This is a genomic window from Mycobacterium sp. 4D054 (genome assembly GCF_052245755.1).
Classification (GTDB): Bacteria; Actinomycetota; Actinomycetes; order Mycobacteriales; family Mycobacteriaceae; genus Mycobacterium.
The window spans coordinates 1-1587 of sequence record NZ_JBQQCF010000130.1 but is presented as its reverse complement, the minus strand read 5'-3'; the positions used below and the strand labels follow the sequence as shown (position 1 = coordinate 1587).

The following is a 1587-nucleotide window of genomic DNA, read 5'->3' as shown; positions in this document are numbered from 1 at the left end:
TGAACGTCAACACACCGCCGGAGTACGCCGCGGAGATCCCCTCCGGCACCGCACCCCAACCGAGCACATCACCGGCGGCTGGATCGTTGACAGTGACTGTCGCCGAACCGATCTCATCCGAGTCCAGGTCGGTGATCACCACGATCGGGCTGACCGTGATCGGCGACCCGGCACTGCCGGCCGCCACCGGGGACACCACCACCAACGGCGCCACCTCAGTCACCAGACCGACCACTGTCACCACCGTGCCCGCCGGCACCGCACTCGTGTTGCCCTGGGCGTCGGTCACGGCGAAGCTGACCGACTTCAACCCCGCACCCGTCGAGGTCAACGTCACCGACTGCAACAACTGCTGATACACCGCCACCGACGCAGACCCGGTGAACGTCAACACCCCGTCGGCGTAGTGCACATCCACACCGGTCGGCAGACCGCCCCAGGAGAGCATGTCACCGGCCGACGGATTGTTCACCGTGACTGTGGCCGAACCGATCTGATCAGAATCCAGATCGGTGATCACCACGATGGGGCTGACCGTGATCGGCGACCCGGCACTGCCGGCCGCCACCGGGGACACCACCACCAACGGCGCCACCTCAGTCACCAGACCGACGATCGTGACCACCGTGCCCGCCGGCACCGTACTGGCGTTACCCTCACCATCGACCACCGTGAACGACACCGACTTCAACCCCGCACCCGTCGAGGTCAACGTCACCGACTGCAGAAGTTGCTGATACACCGCCACCGAGGCAGTGCCGGTAAACGTCAACACCCCGTCGGCGTAATGCGCATCCACACCGGCCGGCACACCGCCCCAGGAGAGCACGTCACCGGCCGACGGGTTACTCAGTGTGACTGTGGCCGAGCCGATCTGATCAGAGTCCAGGTCTGTGATCACCACGACCGGGCTGACTGTGATCGGCGACCCGGCGCTGCCGGCCGCCACCGGCGACACCACCACCAACGGCGCCACCTCGGTCACCAGACCGACCACCGTGACCACCGTGCCCGCCGGCACCGCACTGGTGTTGCCCTGGGCGTCGGTCACGGCGAAGCTGACCGACTTCAACCCCGCACCGGTCGAGGTCAACGTCACCGACTGCAACAACTGCTGATACACCGCCACCGACGCGGCGCCGGTAAATGTGAGGACGCCGCCGGAGTATTCCGCGGAGATGCCCTCCGGCACTGAACCCCAACCGAGCACATCGTCGGCCGACGCGTTATTCACCGTGACTGTGGCCGAATCGATCTGATCAGAGTCCAGGTCGGTGATGACCACGATCGGGCTGACCGTGATCGGCGACCCCACCGCCCCGGTGGCCACCGGGGACACCACCACCAACGGCGGCACCTCGGTCACCAGACCGACGATCGTGACCACCGTGCCCGCGGGCACCGTACTGGCGTTACCCTCACCATCGACCACCGTGAACGACACCGACTTCAGCCCCGCACCCGTCGAGGTCAACGTCACCGACTGCAGAAGTTGCTGATACACCGCCACCGAGGCAGTGCCGGTAAACGTCAACACCCCGTCGGCGTAATGCGCATCCACACCGGCCGGCAGACCGCCCCAGGAGA

At 66.2% G+C, this 1587-nt stretch carries 1 protein-coding gene; it reads right to left on the bottom strand.

Features of this window, described 5'->3' with window-relative positions; all coding sequences use genetic code 11:
- Positions 1–1587 (bottom strand): hypothetical protein (locus ACTWP6_RS30195; RefSeq protein ID WP_443189628.1); only part of this gene is annotated, 1587 nt, incomplete at both ends.